This is a genomic window from Vibrio sp. Vb2960 (assembly GCF_033337665.1).
In the GTDB taxonomy this organism is placed as follows: domain Bacteria; phylum Pseudomonadota; class Gammaproteobacteria; order Enterobacterales; family Vibrionaceae; genus Vibrio; species Vibrio alginolyticus.
Genome location: NZ_JAWORD010000004.1, coordinates 91,134 through 114,366 on the forward strand (window position 1 = coordinate 91,134; position 23,233 = coordinate 114,366).

At 46.3% G+C, this 23,233-nt stretch carries 17 protein-coding genes; 11 read left to right on the top strand and 6 right to left on the bottom strand.

Annotated elements, in window-relative coordinates; translation table 11 throughout:
• The first annotated feature begins 228 nt into the window (after positions 1-228).
• Positions 229-1,959, top strand: coding sequence for a gamma-glutamyltransferase (ggt, locus tag R7O03_RS04870; RefSeq protein ID WP_318131551.1), 1,731 nt, complete (start codon positions 229-231; stop codon positions 1,957-1,959).
• Positions 1,960-2,047: 88 nt separating this feature from the next.
• Here the strand turns inward: ggt and R7O03_RS04875 are convergent, their stop codons facing one another.
• The 3 genes from R7O03_RS04875 to R7O03_RS04885 all read right to left on the bottom strand — a co-directional run bounded on the left by R7O03_RS04875 (position 2,048) and on the right by R7O03_RS04885 (position 4,909).
• Positions 2,048-2,659, bottom strand: a complete 612-nt coding sequence (locus R7O03_RS04875) for a TIGR04211 family SH3 domain-containing protein (RefSeq protein WP_154204849.1) — start codon at positions 2,657-2,659, stop codon at positions 2,048-2,050.
• Positions 2,660-2,837: 178 nt separating this feature from the next.
• Positions 2,838-4,097, bottom strand: a complete 1,260-nt coding sequence (locus tag R7O03_RS04880; RefSeq protein ID WP_005379898.1) for an inorganic phosphate transporter — start codon at positions 4,095-4,097, stop codon at positions 2,838-2,840.
• A gap of 131 nt (positions 4,098-4,228) precedes the next feature.
• Positions 4,229-4,909: a TIGR00153 family protein gene (locus R7O03_RS04885; RefSeq protein ID WP_005379896.1), complete on the bottom strand. Its 681-nt coding sequence runs from the start codon at positions 4,907-4,909 to the stop codon at positions 4,229-4,231.
• Between the two features lie 212 nt (positions 4,910-5,121).
• On the opposite strand from R7O03_RS04885, the gene R7O03_RS04890 reads away from it, so the two are divergent.
• The gene (locus tag R7O03_RS04890; RefSeq protein WP_005379894.1) at positions 5,122-6,654 is read left to right on the top strand and encodes an inorganic triphosphatase; all 1,533 of its coding nucleotides are present in this window, start codon (positions 5,122-5,124) and stop codon (positions 6,652-6,654) included.
• 41 nt (positions 6,655-6,695) lie between these two features.
• Here the strand turns inward: R7O03_RS04890 and R7O03_RS04895 are convergent, their stop codons facing one another.
• Positions 6,696-7,469 (bottom strand): potassium channel family protein, encoded by a 774-nt coding sequence (locus R7O03_RS04895; protein WP_005387432.1) that lies wholly within the window; start codon positions 7,467-7,469, stop codon positions 6,696-6,698.
• Positions 7,470-7,574: 105 nt separating this feature from the next.
• Here R7O03_RS04895 and R7O03_RS04900 point away from each other — a divergent pair, with 105 nt between their 5' ends.
• The 3 genes from R7O03_RS04900 (at position 7,575) to hldE (ending at position 13,286) form a co-directional block, all read left to right on the top strand.
• A complete protein-coding gene (locus R7O03_RS04900) occupies positions 7,575-8,831 on the top strand; it encodes a methyl-accepting chemotaxis protein (protein WP_005379890.1) in 1,257 nt (418 codons plus the stop codon).
• Between the two features lie 113 nt (positions 8,832-8,944).
• The gene (gene glnE, locus R7O03_RS04905) at positions 8,945-11,788 is read left to right on the top strand and encodes a bifunctional [glutamate--ammonia ligase]-adenylyl-L-tyrosine phosphorylase/[glutamate--ammonia-ligase] adenylyltransferase (protein ID WP_238844406.1); all 2,844 of its coding nucleotides are present in this window, start codon (positions 8,945-8,947) and stop codon (positions 11,786-11,788) included.
• Between the two features lie 67 nt (positions 11,789-11,855).
• Positions 11,856-13,286 carry a bifunctional D-glycero-beta-D-manno-heptose-7-phosphate kinase/D-glycero-beta-D-manno-heptose 1-phosphate adenylyltransferase HldE gene (hldE, locus tag R7O03_RS04910; RefSeq protein ID WP_017633601.1) on the top strand — a complete coding sequence of 477 codons (1,431 nt, stop codon included), beginning with the start codon at positions 11,856-11,858 and terminating at the stop codon, positions 13,284-13,286.
• 178 nt (positions 13,287-13,464) lie between these two features.
• Here hldE and tolC read toward each other — a convergent pair whose 3' ends face one another.
• On the bottom strand, positions 13,465-14,793 hold the full coding sequence (gene tolC / locus R7O03_RS04915) for an outer membrane channel protein TolC (protein ID WP_005379884.1): 1,329 nt from the start codon (positions 14,791-14,793) through the stop codon (positions 13,465-13,467).
• A gap of 229 nt (positions 14,794-15,022) precedes the next feature.
• Between tolC and nudF the strand changes: the two genes are divergently transcribed.
• The 6 genes from nudF (at position 15,023) to parC (ending at position 22,035) form a co-directional block, all read left to right on the top strand.
• A complete protein-coding gene (gene nudF / locus R7O03_RS04920) occupies positions 15,023-15,673 on the top strand; it encodes an ADP-ribose diphosphatase (RefSeq protein WP_017633602.1) in 651 nt (216 codons plus the stop codon).
• Positions 15,673-16,116 carry a DUF1249 family protein gene (locus R7O03_RS04925; protein WP_017633603.1) on the top strand — a complete coding sequence of 148 codons (444 nt, stop codon included), beginning with the start codon at positions 15,673-15,675 and terminating at the stop codon, positions 16,114-16,116. The genes nudF and R7O03_RS04925 overlap by 1 nt, the downstream gene beginning before the upstream one ends.
• A gap of 61 nt (positions 16,117-16,177) precedes the next feature.
• Positions 16,178-16,984 (top strand): 3',5'-cyclic-AMP phosphodiesterase, encoded by an 807-nt coding sequence (gene cpdA, locus R7O03_RS04930; protein WP_047101984.1) that lies wholly within the window; start codon positions 16,178-16,180, stop codon positions 16,982-16,984.
• A 47-nt stretch (positions 16,985-17,031) separates the two neighbouring features.
• A complete protein-coding gene (yqiA, locus tag R7O03_RS04935; RefSeq protein ID WP_005379875.1) occupies positions 17,032-17,616 on the top strand; it encodes an esterase YqiA in 585 nt (194 codons plus the stop codon).
• Between the two features lie 249 nt (positions 17,617-17,865).
• Entirely contained in the window at positions 17,866-19,746 is a 1,881-nt protein-coding gene (parE, locus tag R7O03_RS04940; RefSeq protein ID WP_005387417.1) for a DNA topoisomerase IV subunit B, read from the top strand.
• Between the two features lie 3 nt (positions 19,747-19,749).
• Positions 19,750-22,035, top strand: coding sequence for a DNA topoisomerase IV subunit A (gene parC / locus R7O03_RS04945; RefSeq protein WP_318131552.1), 2,286 nt, complete (start codon positions 19,750-19,752; stop codon positions 22,033-22,035).
• A gap of 37 nt (positions 22,036-22,072) precedes the next feature.
• On the opposite strand, the gene degS is transcribed toward parC, so the two are convergent.
• Entirely contained in the window at positions 22,073-23,137 is a 1,065-nt protein-coding gene (gene degS / locus R7O03_RS04950; RefSeq protein WP_017633606.1) for an outer membrane-stress sensor serine endopeptidase DegS, read from the bottom strand.
• Between the last annotated feature and the right edge of the window lie 96 nt (positions 23,138-23,233).

A 23,233-nucleotide genomic window follows, 5' to 3' on the forward strand; every position in this document is an offset into this window, starting at 1 on the left:
TTTATTTTTCAGAGCATCTTTTGCATCTATTCTGGTGATGATTTTTAGATACTCAAACAAGCAAAATATACCTTTTCTCAGTCGTTTAAATAGCACCAATATCATTCATCTATTGATAGCGCGATTCCAGTCAGCGTTGTGTAAAAAGACACCATCTTCACGAACTTCGGAGTAATGACTTGGTCCACGTTAGACCCCATCACATAATAGGAGTCTAAACAGAGACACATGCGTATTCTGATTTTTTCTTTAAGTATTGTTGCATCGACAAGCTATGCAGCAAAGCCAGACCCATTCCCAGTTACACCAGATAGTCGCGGGCAAGATTTCATGGTCAGTGCGACGAATCCTTACGTGAGCAGTACCGGTTACTCAATATTGAAAGAAGGCGGTAACGCTGTTGATGCTATGGTCGCGATGCAGATGGTGATGTCTGTCGTTGAGCCAGATATGACCGGAATTGGCGGCGGGACTTTCGCGCTGTTTTATCAACATGACGAGAAAAAATTTCTGGCCCTTGATGGTCGAGATGAAGCGCCCTCTAGCGCGAACCCTGAAATGTTTGTTGAGAATGGGGAAGTACTCAGTCGCAACGAAATATTAGGCCCTCGTTCTGTTGCGGTTCCGGGCACATTGCGGTTGCTTTACACCACTCATGAACAATACGGCAAGTTGCCATGGGCAGAGCTGATTAAGCCGGCGATTACATTGGCGAGCAATGGGTACGCGATGAACAGCTACACCTACGACATCGTAGTAAGAGAGCAAAGCCGACTTGAGCAAGATCCGGAAGTGAAAGCCTTGTATTGGCAAGGGGACGATATTAAGCCGACGGGAACCTTGATGAAGAACCCTAAGATGGCTGAGACGCTGAGGAAAATCGCGCAACAAGGCGATAGTTACCTTTATGGTGGTGAGCTTGGTCAGCACATCGTAGAGACGGTTAATAGTCGTATTGACGACCAACACGAGAAGTTGTCTTTAGAAGATTTTAAACATTACCAAGTGAAGCAGCGTGACATTATTGAGAGCGACTACCGTGGGAATAAAATAGTCTCTTTTGGTTACCCAGCTTCGGGCGGTGTGATGGTCGCTCAGAGTCTTGAACTGCTTGCACCCTATGGCATTGCCCATATGGCGAAAACGGATGTGGAACCTTGGCGTCTCATGACTGAAGCGATGCGAATTGCAAAAGCCGATCGTATTGCGTATGCCGGAGATCCGGATTATGTGGAAGCGCCAGTTGAACAATTGTTATCTAAAACCTATTTGGACCAGAGACGTGATTTAATCCCTGATAATGGCACCTCAAAAGAGGATCCAAAAGCAGGACAGATAACGCAAACTCAGTATGCGCAATATCAAGGCTTCGAGAGCAAAGATACAGGGCACATTTCTATCGTCGATAGAGATGGAAATGCAATAGCGATGACTAGTACGGTAGGAACGGGTATGGGCTCGGGTGTGATGGTCGATGGCGTTATCTTGAACGCGCAGATGGCTAACTTCTCACCTCAGCCAACGCTTAACGGTAAACCTACGCAAAACTCAATTGAAGCGGGCAAGCGTCCACGTTCGGCTATTACGCCATTAATGGTGATGGACAGTGATGATAATTTGCGTTTGGTGGTTGGGTCACCAGGTAGTTCACAAATCCCGGGGTATGTACTCAAAACCGTGGTTGGGGTGCTGGATTGGAATTTATCAGCGCAAGAGGCTATTGACTTACCAAACATCCAGTATGGCACTAAGATAGACCGCACCAAGTCTTATGACCCGACTGGTTTGCTGGTGGAAAAGAAAACGTTCGCAGAAATGTTGGTGCCTGAGTTTATGGAGCTTGGCTACCCAGTGCACGTTATTCCAGTGGTAAGCGGTTTGAATGCAATTGAGCTAAAAGATGGCAAGCTTTATGGCGCAACGGATCCTCGTCGAGCCTCTAGTTCAATGGGGGAGTAGTACTCACTTCTGTCAAACGAAGCAAACTAAAAAGCCAGTCAATATCGACTGGCTTTTGCGTTCTTTTTAAAGATAAAAGCGTAAGGGTTTATGCCCAACCCGCAGGAGAGCGCTTTCTACGAGGCATGACATGCGGAAGAATCAAACCAAATAGTAAACCTAAACCTGCAACACCGCCGCCATAAGTGAAGTACTTAAGCAGCATGTCATCTTTTTGTGTATCCAGTTTTGCGCGTAGCTCGCGGTTTTCTGTTTCAACAGAAGTAAGCTGATCGCTGATCTCAGAGTATTTATTTTCTAGATCTGAAATTTGTTGGTTACGTGTTTTGAGAGAGGTAACAAGACCGGCTTTCTCTGCATCAGAAGTTTGACGAGCATTAGCAAGCTGCTCTTTTACTTCGGCTAGCTCTTTCTCAATGCGAGGAAGGCGAATTGCCATGCTCTCTTGGTTTGTCACAAACTTGCTTTGTACCCAACCAGTGCGACCACGGTCATCACGAACTTGCGTGTAGCCAGTATCTCGGTTGGTTTTAATCAGTTGTACTTTAGAACCGGCGTTAACACTACCAATAATACGGTAGGTGTTATTTGGACCTGAGTGCATAAAAGTGAAGAGGTCATCAGAAATATAACGGTCTGCTGCTAGGGCCGCTGGCGCTGCTAGCAAAGTAAACAAAACCGTGATGATTAGTTTTTTCACAGTAAATCCCTTAACGATTTTTCTTGGAGACAGCGTTGGCACCGAATGATTGGAGCCGGAAATAGACGAATAGTATGCAGTTTCAAACTTCGGTGCAACAAAGAAGGGAGGCAAAGCCTCCCTTTCTGTGCGTTTGAGTCAATAATGACAAAGCGCTTACATTCTATTGACGAGTGTCTTAAGCGAACATCGCTTGAAGTCCGTAGAAGAATACTACGGCCAATAACGCACCCGCTGGTAGTGTAACGATCCATGATGCCACGATGTTACGAACTACGCCTAGGTTCAGTGCTGCGATACCACGAGCAAAGCCAACACCGAGAACCGCACCAACCAATGTTTGAGTGGTTGAAATTGGCAGGCCTGTACCAGACGCTAGAACTACCGTACATGCTGTTGCTAGCTGTGCTGCAAAACCGCGGCTAGGCGTTAGCTCAGTGATGCCTGTACCAACGGTTGCCATTACTTTGTGACCTAGTGTTGCAAGACCGACCACGATACCAATACCACCAAGAGGTAGAATCCACCAAGCGATGGTGCTTTTCGTGCTGATTTCGCCCATGTGTTCAACAGTCGATACGACAGCAGACAGTGGACCAATGGCGTTTGCAACGTCGTTTGAACCGTGTGCAAATGCCATCGCACAAGCGGTGATAACCATCAGAACGCTGAAGATACCTTCCACGCCAGAAAAGCTGCGGTCTTCTTCGCGATTAGCGAATTTTTTCTGGATGTATACGTAGCCGCCAATCATCACAAGTGCTGAAACTGCTGCTGCCCACATCCAGGCTTCACCATTGGTCAGGTGAAGACCAACGTGTTTTAGACCTTTTTTGATGGTTACAAGTGCAATCACCATTGTTGTGATGAACATGTAAACAGGTACAAAACGTTTTGCGTTAAACAGAGGGTTCTCAGTATCAAAAATCAGGCGCTGTGCGCTGACAAAGATAACGTAAGCAAAGAAACCTGAAATCACTGGCGTAATAATCCAGCTACCAACAATGCCTTGAACGCTGCCCCAGTCAACCGCTTCAGTACCTACTGATACGCATGCAAAACCAATGATTGCACCGATGATTGAGTGAGTCGTTGATACTGGCCAGCCCATGTAAGAAGCAAGAAGCAGCCATGTACCTGCTGCTAAAAGCGCAGACATCATGCCGTAGACAAGAACATCTGGTTGACTAGCAAATAAAGAAGTTTCGATTACACCTTTACGGATAGTGTCGGTTACTTCACCGCCTGCAAGGTAAGCACCTGCAAATTCGAAGATCATCGCAATGATGATAGCTTGTTTTACAGTTAGCGCTTTTGAACCTACAGATGTACCCATCGCATTAGCAACGTCGTTCGCGCCAATACCAATCGCCATCATGAAACCAAAAATCGCTGCAACAATAATCAGGACAGTGCCGTAGTTCGCAAGGATATCCATCGTAATACCTAGTTGTTTTATAACAAGCGGAACAAAATTTTACGCGCGCCAAACCATAAGACGATGAAAATAGTCATCGTCCCTATGACACGTGTTAATTATGCTCTTCGTTATGTCGTTAACTTTATGTTTTAAGATCGAGATAGCATGACTTCCAAACGAGCACCTACGCGCTGCGCTTGGTCGGCAATACCACCTACCCATTCAAGAATCTTGTATAGGAACATGACATCGATAGGGTTCATGTCAGCTTCAATCACCATCAACTGTTGGCGAAGTTCAATCTGCATGGCATCGGTATCATCTTCGATAACGTCTAATTGATGAATCATTTCAGCGACGAGCGTCACTTCACGGCCTTTGAAGCCGGTTTCTAGCAATTCATCAAGTTCATTGATTACCTTTTGCGCCTGATCGGCAGCATCAAGACAACGTTGAACGTAAGCGAGGAAGTTTGGTTGGAGAGCCTCAGGGATGACAAGTTGACGACCATATACACGGCCAGCAATGTCTTTTGCCAGGTTTGCAAGTTTGTCCTGTTGAGTCAAAAGCTCAAGCATGTCAGTACGGTCGACTGGCATGAACAAACCGCGAGGCAGTTTTAGACGGATTTCACGTTTCAGCACATCCGCTTCTTTCTCTAGGTGAGAAATTTGTGCACGGATTTCTGCTGCTTTTTCCCAATCACCCTTTGAAGATACTTCAAAGAATTTCACCAAGTGTGAACAACATTCGTTGACACACACAACGTGGCGTTGCAAAGGCTTAATTGGGGACTTTGCAAATAACCCCATAATTGTATTTACTGGCATGGTCATTCAACCTAATAACTATAACCTTAAAAAAACATACACCATTTCTGAGTGCTTGGCGAAATGTTGAACGATGGCTATAAAGGCGCGCATGGTAACGCATTAAATCGCTCATTAAAACTGTTTTAGATCATCATTCCGGCGATATTTCTCTCTTGCTGTGTGAGAAATTACGCAATATCCTGTTTCTATCTGCTTTGAAAGGTATAGCTATGGAAACCGAAATAGAACTGAAGTTTTTTGTTTCTCCTGAATTTTCAGAAACTTTAAAAGAAAAAATTTCTGAGACAAAAGTACTTCAGCATAGTTGTCGTGACTTGGGTAACACCTATTTTGATACTGCCGATAAATGGCTTCGAAAGCACGACATTGGTTTAAGAATTCGCCGTTTTGATGATGTATTCGTCCAAACCGTAAAGACAGCAGGACGCGTCGTCGCAGGCTTACATCAAAGACCAGAATACAATGCTGAGCACACTAGCGACGAGCCTAATCTGTCGCTTCATCCTCTAGATATTTGGCCTCCAGGTAAAGATGCAGAAACGCTGCAATCCGAGCTTATGCCATTATTCTCGACCAACTTCACACGTGAACAATGGCTGATTGGCATGCCCGATGGCAGTCAGATTGAAGTTGCCTTTGACCAAGGCTTAGTTGTAGCCAAAGGTGAAGACGAAGAAGAGAAGCAAGAGCCGATTTGCGAAGTTGAACTGGAACTTAAGTCTGGCCAAACCGAAGCTTTATTCACGCTGGCACGCAGCTTTTGCGAGCAAGGCGGTATGCGCTTGGGTAACTTGAGCAAAGCGGCGAAAGGTTATCGACTTGCAAGCGGTTATGCGGGTGATGAAGTAAAATCATTGGCACTTGTGGACAGTAGTCCGACGGATACCGTTGAATTTTGCTTGATCAACTCTTTAGAGCACGCTTTGTCTCATTGGCATTATCACGAGCAAATTTATGCTGAGCGTGACAGCGTGGAAGCACTGCGTGAAATCAGTAATGCCATTCGTTTCATTCGTCAAACATTGACTATTTTTGGCGGGATTGTCCCTCGTCGCGCGAGCGCGATTCTGCGCCAAGAGCTTAAATGGTTGGAAGAAGAACTGAGTTGGTTGGATGAACATGCACACCTTGAAGAGCTCTTAGATGACAAAGGTAATGTGCTGCGTAAGTTGGATGCGCGTAAGTTCTTAGTATCTGAGTTGACTCAGCAGTTACAAGAGTTGCCAAGCCGTGAAGAAGTGCTAGGGTTGCTCAATTCCGCGCGTTACACAGGGTTACTGCTGGATCTAAGCCGCTGGATCTTGGCGCGCGGTTGGCAGCCATTTCTTGATGAAAAAGCACGTGAAAAAATGGCAAGTAACATCATGCCGTTTTCAGTTACTCAGCTCGATCGCACTTGGGCTGAGCTAATGGAAGCTTTCCCAGCAGAGCGCGATTTGACGGCGCAAGAGTACGTTGATCAGCGTTATCGCTTATTGCGTAATCTCTATACCGGTATTGGTTTCGCGAGTTTGTATAACTCGGATGAGCGTAACAGCTTCCGTTTACCATGGGCGGATCTGGTGCATGGTATCGATGATCTTCTAATGCTGAACCACTTGCTCCCGTTGGTTGATATGCTGGAAGACGCAGAAAAAGAGCAGTTAGAACGCTGGTTGCACCGTCAAGAGCGCTCAATTTTACATGCAATGGATCAAACCCGAGCGATTAGTGTGGAAGTGCAGCCTTATTGGCGTGAATGATCGTTCTGGTGATAAGAACAAAAAAATAGGACCGCATGGTCCTATTTTTTTGTCTCTGTTTTACGTTGTTGTAGCTCTTTTTCCATGAAATCGAGTCGTTCTAGTATTTGCGCTTGTTGGCTTAGGAGCTGCTCGAGCATACGTTCTTTATTGATTGAACTGTGCGTCTGTTGTTTCGTTGGGGCAGTAAGGATAGATGTGATAAGACCCGAGATCATACCAAAGATACCCACCCCGCAAACAATGATGATGACAGCCAAAAACTTTCCTATGGAGGTCACAGGATAATGATCGCCGTAACCAACCGTTGAGATCGTTACAAATACCCACCACAAAGCATCGGCGCCAGTGCGAATATTCGCTTCTGGGTTTTTCGCTTCGATAAACAGCATTGCACTAGAACCGAGCGTTATGAGGATAACCATCAATAGCAGTATAGAGGCGACCGTAGTTTCGCGGCGGTTTTCTTTGAGCTGATGCAAAATGAACTTTGACGAACGCAGTACTAATACCACTCGCATAATATGAAAAATACGAGCAAAGCGCAGGGGCTCTATCAATGGGATGCTCGCCACGAAATCTATCCAATGACGTTTAAGGAATAACCAGCGATCTGTGGACCGGATCAAATCAATGGTGAGCTGTAGTAGAAAAATACTACAGATTATGAAATCCAGACCGATAAGAACTTGACGGGTTTCGTGATCGATCGGGAAAAACAACAAGCCAGAGATCACAAATAGTGCCATAAAAGACAATATTAGTGACAACAGGCCCATCGGTCGTGTGCTGTCTTTGATATCATTGTTTTTCATACGAAGCTCAAAATAAATCGCGTAACCACGCAAAGCGCGAACATAACTATAAGTAATATAAAGATTATAGATAAAGACTATATAAGACTCGGTGGAGAACTGACAATGGAAAAGCTGGCATTTAAGCCATGGGAAAGGGTCATATCCGACATTCGACTGGTGCCTAAAATGGTCATGTTGATGGTCTTCAGTACTGTCCTGATCGTGGCAAAACAACTGTGGGACGCAAACACTTTTTACGACTCACTTTTAGCGGCGACACAAAACGCGCAAGTTGCCCAACAGCATTATGAAGCATACTTAACGCAAGTTGCTTGGCAAACCGCCTTATTGATAGTGGTTTTTGTCGTGCTCTTATTAGCGGCGGCTAGAGTGATGTTGCGTCAAACACAGTATCTGAGCGACGCGATCAAACTGATGGCGAGCAAGAACCTCTCTGTTCCATTTGGTATGGATTGTAAAGATGAATACGGAGACGTGGCACGTGAATTAGAAAAGACACGTCGACAATTGCACGATGTGATTCAAATGCAAATTAATGCGTCTGATGAATTATCAACGCTCACCGAAGTCATGACACTGAGCATGTCGGAAACGAAGGAATCGGCGCAAGAAGAGTTTAACGAAATTGATCAACTTGCTACGGCGATGAGTGAAATGTCGTCGACGGTCCAAACGGTTGCGGAACATGCCCAGACGGCCTCTTCTCTGACAGAGCAAGCTTCCGCACAAGCAATTTCTGGTCAGCAGTTCTTGCAAAGTACAATGGCGAAAATGAGTGAACTTTCGTCGGATATCGCTTCATCGGCACAAGCGGTTAACCAAGTTGAAGAACGTGTTGAAGCCATTGGTAGCGTTGTAGGGACGATTCAAGGCATTTCTGAACAAACCAACCTGCTTGCACTGAATGCGGCGATTGAAGCGGCGCGAGCTGGCGAGGCTGGGCGGGGTTTTGCTGTGGTTGCAGATGAAGTTCGTAACCTTGCCCAACGTACACAACAAGCGACGGTAGAAATTCAAGAGATGATCGCACAGCTGCAAACCAGTGCTGAATCTGCGGTAGAACTCATGGAAAAAAGCGTTGTAGAAGCGGCAGATGGAAACGAGCTGGTTTCTAATGCTGGATCTGAGCTCGATGGTATTGTTGGGCAAGTGACGCAAATCAATGACATGAACTTCCAGATCGCGACGGCGTCTGGTCAGCAAAGCAGTGTTGCAGAAGAGATGAGCCAAAACCTCACCAATGTACGTGAGTTGGTGGAAGCCTCAGTTGTTGTTGTTACCGAGCTGCTAGAAACCTCTGAAATGATGCAAAATAATGCAGGTGAGCTAGACAAGAAGATCAAATCTTTCCAAGTTTAATATTCGATCCCGAACTTTTGATAAAACGCCCACAAACCTTTTGTGGGCGTTTTTATTTGCTTTCAGTCTGGTATAAAGAGTGAGTTACCGTGCTTTTCAAACAAGGAAGAAAAATGCAGCTGCCTTCGCCACTGATTTCTATCGCTGAATCTGCCGTACAAGACGCCCAAGACGCAGGTTATTTTCCCCTTTGGCCCGATGAGGTTGCGCAGCAATTTCGTTATGTGGCGGGCTTAAGCCAGTTTATAACTGAAGCCATTCATCGCGATGAAGTCCTAGCCCGTGAGTTGCCAAGTATGTTAGCGCAGCCAAGTCGTCAGGAGTCTTACCGCTCACGCCTTGCTGAACTGTTGGAACAATGTCCTGATGAGATGTCTGGTCATCGCGTATTGCGTCAGTTTCGCAACCGAGAAATGGTGTACATTGCGTGGAAGGATTTCACGCATGCATGGTCGCTAGAGACGTCTTTAAGCCACTTATCTGAGTTGGCAGAAGCGATGATTTTTGAAACCTATCAATGGCAATATCAAGTGTGTTGTCAGGAGTGGGGCACGCCAACAAGTGAGGACGGTGAAGTGCAGCCGATGTTAATTATCGGCATGGGGAAACTGGGTGGTGGCGAGTTAAACTTTTCTTCCGATATTGATCTAATTTTCACGTACCCAGAGAATGGCGAAACCCAAGGCGCACGCCGCAGCATTGCCAATGCCCAGTTCTTTACTCGTCTTGGTCAACGCATCATCAAAGCGCTCGACCAACAAACCTTCGATGGTTTTTGCTACCGCGTCGACATGCGACTTCGCCCATTTGGAGAAAGTGGCCCCTTGGTAATGAGCTATGCCGCACTTGAAGATTATTACCAAGAGCAGGGGCGAGATTGGGAACGTTACGCGATGATCAAAGCTCGGGTGATGGGATGTGAGATGTACCCGCAGTATCAAGAGCTACGCCAAATGCTGCGCCCTTTTGTTTTTCGTCGTTATATTGATTTCAGTGCGATTCAATCTTTGCGTCGAATGAAGTCGATGATCAGTAGCGAGGTTCGCCGCCGAGGGTTGAATAACAACATTAAGCTAGGTGCGGGTGGCATTCGAGAAATTGAATTTATCGCTCAAGTTTTTCAATTGATTCGAGGTGGTCGAGAACCTTCTTTACGTAATCGAGGGCTGTTGGAAACGCTGCAAGGCATTGAAGAACTGGCATTGCTTACTCCACAAGAAGTCAGCGATCTAGAAGCCGCATACAAGTACTTGCGTCAATTAGAAAACTTGTTGCAAGCAATGGCGGATAAGCAAACCCAGACGCTGCCTGATTGCGAAACCGAACGCTTAAAGCTCGCCACCGCGATGAAAATGAGCTGTTGGGAGCAATTGATTGAGCAAACCCAGCAGCATATGGCAAATGTTCACCAAGTTTTTGAATCACTAATTGGTGATGATGAAGAAGACGAGGGGACTACCGTTGCTCGTCATTTTCATGAGCTATGGGATATGGCCGACAAACAAGATGTTCTTGAGCATATCTTGCAGCAGGATATTCAGATTGAAGACTTTGCTTCATGCGCGAAAACCATCATCAACTTTAAAACCGATCTGGCCAAAAAAACGTTAGGCCCACGTGGACGCGAAGTGCTCAATCGTTTGATGCCGAAAGTGTTTGATGCGGTCTTTGCCCATCCTGATGCACAGTTTGGTTTATCTCGTGTACTTCACTTGCTACACAACATCTGCACTCGCACGACTTACTTGGAATTATTGGATGAGCATCCAGCGGCTCTGGTGCAGCTCGTACGTTTGTGTACCGCAAGCCCAATGATTTCAGAGCAGCTGTCTCGTTATCCTATCTTGCTTGATGAGTTGATCGACCCTGCGCAGCTGTACAATCCCATTCCATTAGACAGTTACCGTACAGAGCTACGTGATTATTTGGCGCGTATTCCTGAAGATGATATGGAACAGCAAATGGAAGCGTTGCGTCAGTTTAAGCAAATTTGTATTTTGCGTATTGCAGCGGCAGATATTGCTGGCGCATTGCCAGTGATGAAAGTGAGTGACCATTTAACTTATTTAGCGGAAGCTATCGTTGATGCGGTGATCAGTCAGGCTTGGTTGCAAGTGTCTGAAAAGTACGGCGAGCCAACGCATGTGAAAGATCGTGAAGGTAAAGGCTTTGCTGTAATTGGCTATGGTAAAGTCGGAGGGTGGGAGCTCGGCTATAACTCCGACTTGGATATTGTCTTCATGCATGACTGCCCAGTCAATGTCTACACTGACGGCAAAAAAGAGATTGATGGTCGTCAGTTCTACCTTCGTTTAGCACAGCGTATCATTCATATTTTCTCCACTCGCACCGCTTCCGGTATTTTATACGAGGTCGATACCCGATTGCGTCCGTCGGGTGCATCGGGTTTGTTGGTTAGTCCAACGGACGCGTTCGACGACTATCAACATCAAGACGCGTGGACATGGGAGCATCAAGCACTTGTCCGCGCGCGCATGATTTATGGTGATGAACCACTGGCAATTGCATTTCACAATACGCGGCATGATGTGCTGTGCAAAGCACGCGATCAAGCTGAACTGAAAAAAGACGTTGTCGAAATGAGAGAAAAAATGCGCGGTCATCTTGGGGGGAAAAAGCCAGGCCGCTTTATGCTCAAGCAAGATGTAGGTGGGATTACCGATATCGAATTTCTCGCTCAGTACCTAGTGCTCAACTATAGTCACGATAAGCCGAAATTGACGCGTTGGTGTGATAATGTGCGCATCTTTGAAACGCTCATTGCGCAAGATGTTATGGACGAAGACCAAGCAATGCAGTTGATACGTGCTTACACGACAATGCGCAACGAAATACACCGCCGAAATCTACTCAATTTAGACGCTGATGTGGTGGAAGATAAGTTTGTTGCCGAAAGGGAGTGGGTAAAACAGGCTTGGAATCAGTGGTTCAGTTAAGACCATATATTTAGCCTCGATAAGGGCTGTGATAAACTCACTTCGATTTAATTTTTGGAGACCAACAATGAAACCAATTCTACCTGATTACAACAGCGCTGGTGTGCTCATCATCGGTGATGTCATGCTAGATCGTTACTGGTATGGCCCAACCGGGCGCATTTCTCCTGAAGCGCCGGTTCCTGTTGTAAAAGTAGAAAACAATGAAGAGCGTCCTGGTGGTGCTGCGAACGTTGCGATGAACATCGCATCATTAGGTGGCCATGCTCACATTGTTGGTCTAACTGGGGAAGATGAGCCTGCAAAAGTGCTGACGGAGACGCTGAGCTCGCTCAATGTGAAGTGCGATTTCGTTGCGCTGCCTGATTACCCAACGATTACGAAGCTTCGTGTAATGAGCCGTGGACAACAACTGATCCGCCTCGACTTCGAAGACAAATTTGAAAACACAGATTCTGCACCTGTGCTATCGCGTATGGATGCCGCACTGCCAAACGTTAAAGCCGTGATTATGTCTGACTACGCAAAAGGTTCGTTAGAGCATGTTCAGGCATACATTCAAAAAGCGCGCGCAGCAAATATTCCGGTTTTCATTGACCCGAAAGGTGCGGATTTTGAACGCTACCGTGGCGCAACACTTCTTACGCCAAACATGAAAGAGTTCGAAGACGTTGTAGGTAAAGTGAAATCTGACCAAGAGCTAGTAGAGAAAGCGCTGGCTTTGGTTGAAGAGTTTGAATTTGAAGCGCTTTTAGTGACACGCAGCGAAAACGGAATGACCTTGATTCGTCGTGGTCAGGAACCGTTCCACCTTCCAACTCAAGCGAAAGAAGTGTACGACGTGACAGGTGCGGGCGACACGGTTATCTCTGTATTGGCAGCGTCTGTTGCCGCAGGCAAATCATTTGAAGAAGCGTGTGCACTAGCAAACGCAGCGGCAGGTGTTGTAGTTGGTAAACTAGGCACGTCAACGCTTTCTGAGATTGAATTAGCAGAAGCGGTACATGGCAGCCAAGACACGGATTACGGTGTGATTTCAGAAAAAGCACTGATCGAAGCGGTGAAAAAAGCACGAGCTCGTGGCGAGAAAGTCGTTATGACAAATGGCTGCTTTGATATTCTGCACGCTGGGCATGTGTCTTACTTAAACCATGCTGCTGAACTGGGCGATCGCCTAATCGTTGCGGTAAATACCGATGAGTCAGTAAAACGCCTTAAAGGCCCTGGTCGTCCGGTAAACCCAACCGATCGCCGCATGGCGGTGTTGGCAGGTTTGGGCGCTGTGGATTGGGTTGTACCATTTAGTGAAGATACGCCGCAGCGTTTGATCTCAGAAGTTCTACCAAGCTTGCTAGTAAAAGGCGGTGACTACAAACCAGAAGAGATTGCTGGTGGTAAAGAAGTCATTGCGGCGGGTGGTGAAGTTCGTGTATTGAACTTTGAAGATGGCTGCTCGACCAGTGAAATCATTAATGCAATCAAAGGCGGTAAGGGCTAAGCCTGCTGTTTGTTAGCATTGAAATGCTATTTGCTCATAAAGGTCGCTAAGTGCGGCCTTTTTGATACTTGATGCTCAGAGACACTTTTAGGCTCTGAACTACAAGTAATAAAAAACGCCAGCTGATAACTCAACTGGCGTTTTTTATTTATTAAGACCTGAAGTATTCAGTTAGCGGTTATTTTGCCGCTTTCAAACCTGCATCAACGTCCAAGATGTCTTGTTCGCTTAGCGTACCAACTGCTTGGCGTAGCTGAAGAACACTTAAAATGTAGTCGTAACGAGCGTTCGATAGGTTTTTGTTCGCATCGTATAGACGACGAGTCGCGTCCAGTACATCAACGATAGTACGAGTACCTACATCAAAGCCAGCTTCTGTTGCTTCTAGTGCAGAGCGTGCAGAAATAACCGCTTGCTCATACGCACGTAATGCGCCGATAGAGGCGTTAATGTTGTTGTTTTGTGCGCGAACATCTTTGACTACGCTACGGTACTGTGCTTCAAGATCTTCGCTTGCTGCCACGTACGCGTATTCAGCTTGTTTGGTTTGAGAGGTTACGTTACCACCTGTGTATAGCGGTACTGCAAGGTTCACACCAATATTGAAGTTGTCTGTCGTGTTATCACGAGAGCTATGAGAAGTATCACCGTAGTTGTAACCACCGTCTAGAGAGAGCGTTGGTAGGTGGCCAGAGCTTGCTAGTGAAATATTGTCACGCGCAATGTCTTGAAGAATACGTGAAGATAGCAAGGTCAGGTTTTTGGTTTTTGCTTCATCAATGAGCGATTCAGCTGGTACGGTCGATGGGCTAGCAGTGAAGCGGCCAGTGTCCAAAATGTTGAGATCTTTGTGCTCTTGGCCTGTAATTTCACGCAGTGACTCGTAGCTATTAGTTAGCGCGTTTTCTGCCAACACTTCGTCCGCTAGCACTTGGTCGTACTGAGCTTGTGCGTCATGCACGTCAGTGATTGCAGACAAACCTACTTCAAAACGTTGTTTAGTTTGCTCAAGTTGACGGCCAACCGCGGCTTTTTCTGCACGTACGAAAACAAGATTATCTTGTGCGCGTAGAACTTCAAAATACGCTTGTGACACGCGAAGAATCAGTGCCTGTTGCGTCGCTGCGTAAGTTGCGTCTGCTTGGCGAGCACTTTTCTCAGCAGTATCTAGAGAGATCCAAGATGCGCGGTTGTAAAGTGCTTGTGAAAAGCTAACGCCAGCGGTTAGCGCGTTGCCATCGTTTGATACGTCACTAATTAGATTTGAATCGTATTCAGTATCACCACGAGTTAAATTGTAACCCGCAGTAAGGTTGATCTGTGGTAATAGAGCACTACGGCTTGAGGTGATTGCTTCGAAAGCTTGGTCACGTTGTGCTGCTACACTGAGCAATTGTGGATCATTTTGTTTTGCCAAGTCGTAGATTTCAGCCAAAGAGTCTGCGAACGCAGACGTACTCATGCTACCTAGCGCTGCACTGATAAATAGTGGAAGCAATTTTTTCATTTTCTATTCCCGCGGTCCATAGATTGGTTAATTCTCAGTAGTTTAACTCAATTTGCACGATATTTACTCTAAAGTTTGCACTTTTTTACACGTAATTATCCACTTGTGCAATAAATTTTTAGCAAAGACTTAAATTAATTTGTAACTATTATACAAAAAGTTGAGCCAAGTCCTTTGAGCAAGCGAATAACAATGAGTAAACTACAGGATTCACTCAGAGAGGTGTTGAATGCAACAGCGTGACAAACAACAACAAGATTTTACTTCGCGAGATGTAAAAGTCATCTCGAAAGAAACCTTATTTGAAGGTTTTTTCAAAATGGTGAAATACCGCTTTCAGCATAGGCTATTTGCTGGTGGTTGGAGTGGAGTTGTCGAACGAGAAATGTTCGAGCGTGGTCACGCAGCAGCGATGCTTCCTTATGATCCAAAGACGGACCAGGTCGTAATCATTGAACAGATTCGTATTGGCGCGTTGGAACATGAACACCCTTGGCAGCTAGAAATTGTCGCCGGTATGATTGACCGCGATGAATCTGCTGAAGCCGTAATTCGTCGAGAGGCTGTCGAAGAAGCGGGGATTCAGGTGGGGCGCGTTGTACCTGTTACGTCCTATTATCCTTCGGCTGGTGGTTGCTCGGAAAAGCTAGACGTCTTTGTTGGTGAAGTGGATGCGTCTAAAGCGCACGGCATTCATGGTTTAGACTATGAGAATGAAGATATCCGCGTTCATGTCATGAGTCGTGAAACGGCGTATCAATGGGTGAAGGACGGAAAATTTGAAAATGGTGCGTCGATTATTGCGTTGCAATGGCTGCAATTACACCATCAAGAGTTAAAGTCAGAATGGGGACTATCCCAAACGGTGGAGAGTGAGTAATGGCACAATTGGCTGAAAAACAACAATATCATGTTGATTTGGCTGGTCTTATGAGAACCTATGAGACCAACTACGCTAAGTTGAACGCCTTATTGCCTGCTTCTGCCGAAGTTGGGGATGTACGTTGCTACCAAGCGGCGAACATGGTTTACCAATTGACCGTGAATGAAATCACAAAATACACCACAGTTGTTGAGATATGTCAGAGTGATGAAACGCCAGTGTTTCCTTTACCGACGATGTCTGTCAGGCTTTATCATGATGCGAGAGTAGCCGAAGTATGCTCAAGCGGAGAGTTCTCTCGCATAAAAGCTAAGTATGATTATCCCAATGACCAACTGATGCAGAAAGATGAAAAGCATCAATTAAACACATTCCTCGGTGAATGGCTGACGTTTTGTTTACGAAGTGGTATCAGTAGAACACCACTTGCCTTCAATTGATCGTCACGTCACTAAAGGAAAATAACAAATATCGATATAGTGGACGAATCAGGTTTTCATTTTGCAATCATCTAGTGACAGCATCAAACTTTTACAAATTACGGATACTCATCTGTTTGCTGCCGATGAGGGAAGTTTGCTAAGCGTAAAAACAGTCGATAGCTTTAATGCTGTTGTTGCTGATGTTTTACGCCGCAACGTGGCGTTTGATTACATTTTGGCGACGGGCGATATTTCCCAAGACCATAGTGCAGAATCTTATCAGCGCTTTGCCAACGGCATTGAACCGCTAGAGAAAGACTGTTTTTGGCTACCTGGTAATCATGATTACAAGCCTAATATGGGCAGTGTTTTGCCTTCGCCACAAATCAAAGCCGCAGAGCATGTATTGCTTGGCGAGTATTGGCAGTTAATTCTTTTAGACTCGCAAGTGGTTGGCGTTCCTCATGGGCGCTTGAGTGATCAGCAATTAACGCTACTCGAAGAAAAGCTAGCCGAACACCCAGAAAGACACACACTTGTTTTGTTGCATCATCACCCGTTACTGGTGGGAAGCGCGTGGCTTGATCAACATACTTTAAAAGATGCCGAAGCGTTTTGGCAGGTTGTCGAGCGTTTTGATAACGTGAAAGGCATTCTCTGTGGCCATGTTCATCAAGATATGAATGTGCTTCACAAGGGCATTCGAGTGATGGCAACACCCTCAACTTGTGTTCAGTTTAAGCCTAACTCGGATGATTTTGCCCTTGATACCACTTCGCCTGGTTGGCGGGAACTGCAACTACACGCTTGTGGCGATATTACGACCCAAGTAGGTCGGCTTCCTGATGGCCAGTTCCAACCAGACTTCTCTTCTAACGGCTACTAACGCGCCCGAGCTCTCTGTTCGGGCTCGCTTTTTTGTGCGAGATATCTATGAGTAAACCTTCACTTCTTCTCTATATCCATGGCTTTAATAGCTCTCCACTCTCCATGAAAGCGAATGTGATGAGAGCCTACTGCGAGCAACATAGGTCTGATATCAAGGTGATTGTTCCCCAGTTACCTTGTTATCCTCAGCAAGCGGCGAAAATGTTGTTGGATATTATCGAGCAATATAAAGATGACTATAAAATTGGTCTAGTGGGCAGCTCATTAGGCGGTTTTATGTCAACGTGGCTAAATGACAAGTTTGGGTTTAAAGCGGTAGTGGTTAACCCCGCAGTCAAGCCTTATGAGTTGCTAGTAGATTATTTGGGTAAGCAAACTAACCCATATACGCATGAAACCTATACACTTGAAGCTTGTCATATTGACGAGTTAAAAGCTCTTGATGTACAAAGCATCGCGTCGCCACATTCTTTTTGGTTATTGCAACAAACAGAAGATGAGGTTTTAGACTATCGACAAGCGGTAGATAAGTTTGCAGACGCTAAGCAAACAGTAGAACAAGGCGGTGATCACAGTTTTGTAGGCTTTGAGCGTTATCCTGCACAGATTATCGAGTTTCTAGAACTGTAATTCGAAAGCGATTGGAAAAGGCTCATAGTTTTTATTGATATATCCAACCGTTTCTTGACATGGGCGGTATGCTTTCCGACTATGTTTTGCCAAAAGATCTTAAGGGTCGAGGACCCTGGCTACTTTGTTATGCATCATGTTTACAAACTCTTAGTGATGTGAACAGGGTGGCTTTTTCGTTTCCTGAGTATGGGTACGCCCATTGGTGATACTCAGGCAACAAGTAAACTTTGAGAATAATTCCGTATTATGACTGAACAATATAATGCTGGTGCCATTGAAGTACTGAATGGCTTAGAGCCAGTACGTCGCCGACCAGGGATGTATACGGATACAGCGCGCCCAAACCATTTGGGCCAAGAAGTTATCGACAACAGTGTCGATGAAGCGCTAGCCGGACATGCCTCAAAAGTACAAGTCATCCTACATGCTGACCAATCACTCGAAGTGATCGATGATGGTCGAGGCATGCCTGTTGATATCCACCCAGAAGAGAAAGTATCAGGCGTAGAGCTAATTCTATGTAAGCTACATGCGGGTGGTAAGTTCTCTAACAAAAACTACCAATTCTCTGGTGGTTTGCACGGGGTAGGTATATCTGTAGTAAACGCGTTGTCAAAACGCGTTGAAGTAACAGTTCGTCGTGATGGTCAAGTGTATGAAATTGCATTTGAACACGGCGAGAAAGTGTCTGATCTGACCGTAACTGGCACATGTGGTCGTCGTAATCGCGGTACCAGCGTACATTTCTGGCCTGATGCGAAGTACTTCGATTCGGCTAACTTCTCTGTGACGCGCTTAGTCAACAACCTGCGCGCAAAAGCGGTTTTGTGTCCGGGTTTAGAAATCACATTAACCGACAAAGTTAATGGCAAAGACTATAAGTGGTACTACGAAGACGGTTTGAAAGACTATCTTGCGGAAGGTGTAAAAGGCTATCCAGTTATTCCTGAAGAACCATTTACTGGTGAGTTCTTGGCGGATACTGAAGCGGCAAACTGGGCGGTAATTTGGCAGCCAGAAGGCGGTGAGATGATCACCGAAAGCTACGTTAACCTAATCCCAACCGCTCAAGGTGGTACGCACGTTAATGGTTTACGCCAAGGCTTGTTGGAAGCGATGCGCGAATTCTGTGAGTTCCGTAATCTATTACCTCGTGGTGTGAAGCTAACGGGTGATGACGTTTTCGACCGCTGTTCTTACGTGCTGTCGGTTAAGATTCAAGACCCGCAATTTGCGGGCCAGACCAAGGAACGTCTCTCTTCTCGTCAAACCGCGGCATTTGTCTCTGGCGTAGTCAAAGATGCGTTCAGCCTTTGGTTGAACGAAAAGCCTCAGCTCGCAGAGCAATTGGCAGAAGTCTGTATCGCTAACGCGCACCGTCGTATGCGAGCGGCGAAAAAAGTCGTACGTAAGAAAGTGGCGTCCGGTCCGGCACTGCCAGGCAAGTTGACCGACTGTTCAGCACAAGACTTAAGTCGCACGGAAATCTTCTTTGTGGAGGGTGACTCTGCGGGTGGCTCGGCAAAACAGGCACGTGACCGTGAATTCCAAGCTGTGATGCCACTGCGTGGTAAGATCTTGAACACTTGGGAAGTCTCTGCCGATCAAGTTCTTGCGTCTCAAGAAGTACACGATATCTCCGTTGCTTTGGGTATTGACCCAGATAGCGACAACCTCGAGAGTCTTCGTTACGGTAAGATCTGTATCCTTGCCGATGCGGACTCGGATGGTCTTCACATCGCAACGCTGCTTTGTGCTCTATTTACTCGTCACTTCCGCGCACTAGTGGAAGCGGGTCATATCTATGTGGCGATGCCGCCTCTGTATCGAATCGACTGCGGGAAAGAAGTGTTCTACGCCCTCGATGATGATGAAAAAGATGGCATTTTAGAGCGCTTGTCGAAGAAGAAAGCCAAAATCAACGTGCAACGATTCAAAGGTCTGGGTGAGATGAACCCACTTCAGTTGCGTGAAACCACCATGGATCCGAACACGCGTCGCTTAGTGCAGTTAACCATTGACGACTCTACGGCGACCATGGAAATGATGGACATGCTGCTAGGTAAAAAGCGTGCAGATGACCGTCGTTCTTGGCTACAAAACAACGGCGACTTGGCAGAGGTGTAACGGATGTCTACAGAAATTACCTACGATGGCGTCGAACAATTGCCAATGCGCAAGTTCACTGAAGACGCTTATCTGAACTACTCGATGTACGTAATCATGGACCGCGCCTTGCCATACATTGGTGATGGCTTAAAGCCGGTTCAACGACGCATCATTTATGCGATGTCAGAGCTTGGTCTCTCTGCATCAGCAAAATACAAAAAATCTGCACGTACCGTTGGTGACGTGCTAGGTAAATACCATCCGCACGGTGATTCAGCGTGCTACGAAGCGATGGTATTGATGGCTCAGCCATTCTCTTACCGCTATCCATTAGTGGATGGTCAAGGTAACTGGGGTGCGCCAGATGATCCGAAATCATTTGCGGCAATGCGTTATACCGAAGCAAAACTGTCTAAGTTTGCTGAAGTATTGCTTGGCGAACTTGGCCAGGGCACGGTTGAATGGCAACCTAACTTTGATGGCACAATGAAAGAGCCACAAATGTTGCCAGCACGTCTGCCTCACATCCTGCTTAACGGTGTAACCGGCATTGCCGTTGGTATGGCAACAGACATCCCACCGCACAACGTTCGTGAAATCGCAGATGCGACTATTCATTTGATCGACAACCCGAAAGCAGAACTGCCTGATGTGATGCAGTTCGTTAAAGGTCCGGATTACCCAACAGAAGCAGAAATTATCTCGCCGCAAGCGGATATCGAGAAGATTTACCGCAACGGTCGTGGCAGCATCAAAATGCGCGCGGTTTGGCATAAAGAAGGTTCTGATATTGTTATCACTTCTTTGCCTCACCAAGTATCGGGTGCCAAACTGCTTGAGCAAATCGCTAACCAGATGCGTGCGAAGAAGCTGCCAATGGTTGACGATCTTCGTGACGAATCGGATCACGAGAACCCAACGCGTATCGTTGTGGTGCCTAAGTCAAACCGCGTCGATTGTGATTTGTTGATGAACCACTTGTTCGCATCAACGGATCTTGAGCGCAGTTACCGCGTTAACTTGAACATGATTGGTTTGGATAACCGTCCTCAAGTTAAAGGTCTGGTGCAAATTCTGTCTGAGTGGATCGAGTTTCGTCGTACGACTGTGCGTCGTCGTCTACAACACCGCCTAGACAAAGTAATGGCTCGTCTACACATCTTGGAAGGTTTGTTAGTTGCTTACCTCAACCTAGATGAAGTGATTGAGATCATCCGTACTGAAGACGATCCAAAAGCGGTGCTGATGGAACGCTTTGGTATTACCGATATCCAAGCGGATGCAATTTTAGATACCAAACTTCGTCATCTAGCAAAACTAGAAGAGATGAAGATCCGTGGTGAGCAAGACGAGCTAGAGAAAGAGCGTGAGAAGCTAGAACAGCTACTCGGTTCTGAGCGTCGTCTGAATACACTACTGAAAAAAGAAATCAAAGCAGACGCAGAGAAATACGGTGATGACCGTCGCTCTCCAATGGTTGAGCGTGCAGAAGCAAAAGCGCTGACTGAACGTGACCTCGTACCAAGTGAGCCAATCACGGTTGTGCTTTCTGAGAAAGGTTGGATTCGTCACGCGAAAGGCCATGACGTGGATGCCGAAGGCTTAAACTATAAGTCGGGTGATAAGTATTTAGCGCATGCTCGAGGTAAGAGTAATCAGCCTGCGGTATTCCTAGGTAGTGACGGTCGAAGTTACTCTCTGGAATCGCACTCACTGCCTTCTGCTCGTAGTCAAGGTGAGCCGATTACCGGTCGCTTGAATATTACGGCTGGTAGCAGTATTCGCCAAGTCATCATGAGTGAAGAAGATCAGCTGTGGCTGGTGGGCTCAGATGCAGGTTACGGCTTTGTATGTAAAGGCGCGGACTTGCTGTCTAAAAACCGCAGTGGTAAAGCGCTCGTCACTTTACCTGCCAACTCTGAGATCATGACGCCAAAAGAGATTGAAGATTTAGACTCTGATGAAATCTTAGCAATCACTAACCAAGGTCGCATGCTGCTGTTCCCAATCAAAGACTTGCCACAACTGGCGAAAGGTAAAGGGAATAAGATCATCAACATTCCTGCTGCTAAAGCAAAAGAGCGAGAAGAAGTACTATCTCACTTAATGTCTTTACCAAAAGGTGCATCGTTAACGCTGTACGCGGGTAAGCGAAAGTTGGGTCTTAAACCGTCTGACCTTGATAACTTCCGTGGCGAACGTGGTCGCCGAGGTGGGTTATTACCGAGAGGTTTGCAGCGAGTCACTCGCATTGAAGTTGAGCTAGATGATTCCGATACGACGGAAACACTGAGCGATAGCGAGTAACGCACAAATAAAAATCCCAGCCAATGGCTGGGATTTTTTATGCTTCTTGCTTGTCTTCAGCAATGGTGACTTTCAAGGTCATCTCTTTTCCTTTACGAATGATACCGACGTCCACGGTGGTGCCAGGACGTAAATCGGTGACGATATCCATAACGCTCTGACGCCCTTGCACTTTATTGCCATCAATACTGATAATGATGTCCTGCTTTTGGAAGCCTGCCGCATTGGCTGGACCATTTGGATCAATACCAAGTACGACAATACCACCTATGTGTTCATTTCCAAGTAAGCGAGCAGTGACCGCATTAATGTCTTGGCCGTCGATTCCAATGTAACCACGAATCACGCGGCCATCAGCGATGATTTTCTGCATGATCTTACTCGCTAGCGGCGCAGGGATCGCAAAAGAAATACCGTAAGTTTCTAAGTCTGTCGCTTGCTGAAAAGAGGCGGTGTTAATGCCGACGAGCTCGCCTTGTGTGTTTACTAGGGCTCCACCAGAGTTACCTTCATTGATGGCGGCATCGGTTTGAATGAATGCTTGACGACCGTCGCTAATAGATGAACGACCTGTGGCAGAAATAATGCCGAACGTTGTGGTTTGTCCAAGGTTGTATGGGTTACCGATGGCTAGTACTACGTCGCCCACTTGTGGTTTGTAATTAGAGTTCAGAGGGATTACGGGCAAATTCGAACCTTCGACACGCAGCACGGCTATATCAGTACGTTTATCTGTCCCTACGAGCTGAGCCGCTGCGGCTCTGCCGTCTTGTAATGCCACAACAATTTGATCAGCTTGAGCAACCACATGATAGTTAGTAATGATGTAGCCTTTCTCACTAACAATGACACCTGACCCCAGGCCTTGAGTCGAGAGTTTACTGCGATCATTCTCAACATACTTACGACTGTAGATGTTTACCACTGCAGGCGCTGCTCTTCGGACCGCTTGATTAAACGTCAACTCGACTGATGCGATATTAACAGGTTGAGGATCAAGCGCGGCAGGAATTACGTTGTTGCGCAAAGATGGAACCGCCAGTAATACCACTGCGGCAGTAGCCAAGCCTAAAAAGACAGAACGTAATAAAAAGCTGAGCATATCCTCTCCATGCGTGAGCGCCAAAATGGCATCGAAGATGAAGAATAGCATTACATTGAAAAATAACAAAAGGGCAGCGCGTCATCGCGTTGCCCT